This is a genomic window from Microbacterium sp. NPDC078814 (assembly GCF_040702645.1).
Lineage (GTDB): Bacteria > Actinomycetota > Actinomycetes > Actinomycetales > Microbacteriaceae > Microbacterium.
This window is the reverse complement of sequence record NZ_JBFBLT010000030.1, coordinates 1-3,499: the sequence shown is the minus strand read 5'-3', so window position 1 is coordinate 3,499 and position 3,499 is coordinate 1. Positions and strand designations below refer to the sequence as shown.

General features: G+C 54.1%; 2 rRNA genes. Both read right to left on the bottom strand.

Annotation, left to right across the window (positions count from 1 at the left end):
• Positions 1-11 precede the first annotated feature (11 nt).
• A 5S ribosomal RNA gene (gene rrf, locus AB0300_RS18720) occupies positions 12-128 on the bottom strand.
• A gap of 111 nt (positions 129-239) precedes the next feature.
• Positions 240-3,342, bottom strand: a 23S ribosomal RNA gene (locus AB0300_RS18715).
• Positions 3,343-3,499: the final 157 nt, after the last annotated feature.

Sequence of the window (3,499 nt, the reverse complement as noted above, 5' to 3'; positions counted from 1 at the left end):
GACTAAAAGGAGTCCGGCGGTGTCCTACTCTCCCACAGGGTCCCCCCTGCAGTACCATCGGCGCTGTGAGGCTTAGCTTCCGGGTTCGGAATGTGACCGGGCGTTTCCCTCACGCTATGGCCGCCGAAACACTATTGATGTTTCAATCAAACCTAAAGCAATGATGAATCATTGTTGAAGGTAGTTCTCGACCGTACATCGAGAACCACTCAGTGGACGCAAGCACCAACAAACGGTGTGTTATCAAGTCATCGGCTTATTAGTACCAGTCAGCTGCACACGTTACCGTGCTTCCACATCTGGCCTATCAACCCAGTAGTCTGGCTGGGAGCCTCTCACCCGAAGGTATGGAAGTCTCATCTTGAGGCCGGCTTCCCGCTTAGATGCTTTCAGCGGTTATCCATCCCGAACGTAGCTAATCAGCGGTGCTCCTGGCGGAACAACTGACACACCAGAGGTTCGTCCAACCCGGTCCTCTCGTACTAGGGTCAGATCCTCTCAAACTTCCTACGCGCGCAGCGGATAGGGACCGAACTGTCTCACGACGTTCTAAACCCAGCTCGCGTACCGCTTTAATGGGCGAACAGCCCAACCCTTGGGACCTACTCCAGCCCCAGGATGCGACGAGCCGACATCGAGGTGCCAAACCATGCCGTCGATATGGACTCTTGGGCAAGATCAGCCTGTTATCCCCGAGGTACCTTTTATCCGTTGAGCGACAGCGCTTCCACAAGCCACTGCCGGATCACTAGTCCCGACTTTCGTCCCTGCTCGACCTGTCAGTCTCACAGTCAAGCTCCCTTGTGCACTTACACTCGCCACCTGATTGCCAACCAGGTTGAGGGAACCTTTGGGCGCCTCCGTTACTTTTTGGGAGGCAACCGCCCCAGTTAAACTACCCACCAGGCACTGTCCCTGAACCGGATTACGGTTCGAAGTTAGATATCCAGAGTGACCAGAGTGGTATTTCAACAATGACTCCACGGTAACTGGCGTCACCGCTTCAAAGTCTCCCACCTATCCTACACAAGCCACACCGAACACCAATACCAAGCTGTAGTAAAGGTCACGGGGTCTTTCCGTCCTGCTGCGCGTAACGAGCATCTTTACTCGTAATGCAATTTCGCCGAGTTCGCGGTTGAGACAGTTGGGAAGTCGTTACGCCATTCGTGCAGGTCGGAACTTACCCGACAAGGAATTTCGCTACCTTAGGATGGTTATAGTTACCACCGCCGTTTACTGGGGCTTAAATTCTCAGCTTCGCCTTGCGGCTAACCGGTCCTCTTAACCTTCCAGCACCGGGCAGGCGTCAGTCCGTATACATCGTCTTGCGACTTGGCACGGACCTGTGTTTTTAGTAAACAGTCGCTACCCACTAGTCTCTGCGGCCTCCAAACGCTTTCGGAGCAAGTCCTAATACGTCGAAGGCCCCCCTTCTCCCGAAGTTACGGGGGCATTTTGCCGAGTTCCTTAACCACGATTCTCTCGATCTCCTTGGTATTCTCTACCTGACCACCTGAGTCGGTTTGGGGTACGGGCAGCTAGAACCTCGCGTCGATGCTTTTCTCGGCAGCATAGGATCATCCACTTTTTATCCGCATCGTGTCTCAGCCTGTATGAGTCGCGGATTTGCCTACGACTCGGCCTACGCACTTGCACCAGGACAACCATCGCCTGGCTTGGACTACCTTCCTGCGTCACACCTGTTAATACGCTAACCGCACCAGCATGGGGTCACGTGCTCCCCTCCACGGTGTCACCCGAAGGCAACGATGTGAAGGCTCGGACGTTTAGCACCACTGGATTAGCTTGGGCGGTTCTTCGCCGGTACGGGAATATCAACCCGTTGTCCATCGACTACGCCTGTCGGCCTCGCCTTAGGTCCCGACTTACCCAGGGAAGATTAGCTTGACCCTGGAACCCTTGGTCTTTCGGAGGACGTGTTTCTCACACGTCATTCGCTACTCATGCCTGCATTCTCACTCGTGTAGCCTCCACGGCTGGTTTCCACCGCCGCTTCGCTGGCCACACGACGCTCTCCTACCCATCAACACGGCTGGACCACGAAGGCCTACCAATAATGTCAATGCCACAACTTCGGTGGCGTGCTTGAGCCCCGTTACATTGTCGGCGCGGAATCACTTGACCAGTGAGCTATTACGCACTCTTTCAAGGGTGGCTGCTTCTAAGCCAACCTCCTGGTTGTCAGAGCAACTCCACATCCTTTCCCACTTAGCACGCGCTTTGGGACCTTAGTTGGTGGTCTGGGTTGTTTCCCTCTCGACTATGAAGCTTATCCCCCACAGTCTCACTGCTGCGCTCTCACTTACCGGCATTCGGAGTTTGGCTGACGTCAGTAACCTTGTAGGGCCCATCGGCCATCCAGTAGCTCTACCTCCGGCAAGAAACACGCAACGCTGCACCTAAATGCATTTCGGAGAGAACCAGCTATCACGAAGTTTGATTGGCCTTTCACCCCTATCCACAGCTCATCCCCTCAGTTTTCAACCTAAGTGGGTTCGGTCCTCCACGACGTCTTACCGTCGCTTCAACCTGGCCATGGATAGATCACTTCGCTTCGGGTCTAGGACATGCGACTGAATCGCCCTATTCAGACTCGCTTTCGCTACGGCTACCCCACACGGGTTAACCTCGCCACATATCGCTAACTCGCAGGCTCATTCTTCAAAAGGCACGCTGTCACACCTACCAGGGGTGCTCCAACGGTTTGTAAGCAAACGGTTTCAGGTACTATTTCACTCCCCTCCCGGGGTACTTTTCACCTTTCCCTCACGGTACTTGTCCGCTATCGGTCATCTGGGAGTATTTAGGCTTATCAGGTGGTCCTGACAGATTCACACGGGATTTCACGGGCCCCGTGCTACTTGGGATACTCTCCACGCCAGAACACGCATTTCGACTACGGGGTTGGCACCCTCTATGACCGGCCTTTCAAGACCGTTCGTCTATACGCTTCTGTAACGTCGCCAGCTCGGCAGAACTGACTGGTGAGTCCCACAACCCCGAATATGCAACTCCTGCCGGATATCACACACACTCGGTTTAGCCTGATCCGGTTTCGCTCGCCACTACTAACGGAATCGCGGTTGCTTTCTCTTCCTGTGGGTACTGAGATGTTTCACTTCCCCACGTTCCCTCTACCCGCCCTATATATTCAGGCGGGAGTCACTAGGTCGGCACGCCGCCCAGCGGGGTTTCCCCATTCGGACACCCTCGGATCAAAACTTGCTTATCAGTTCCCCGAGGCTTATCGCAGATTGCTACGTCCTTCTTCGGCTCCAGATGCCAAGGCATCCACCGTTTGCTCTTAAAGACTTGAAATCACATGAGTTTGAATCAAAAACCCGACCAGTCCGAAGACTGAATCAGAAATTGACTAATGATCTTTAAGATCATCTTGCGCAACTGATCAAAGACCAGTTGCAAGATGCTCGCGTCCACTGTGTAGTTCTCAAAGTACGGGCGGTACCCCTCACCA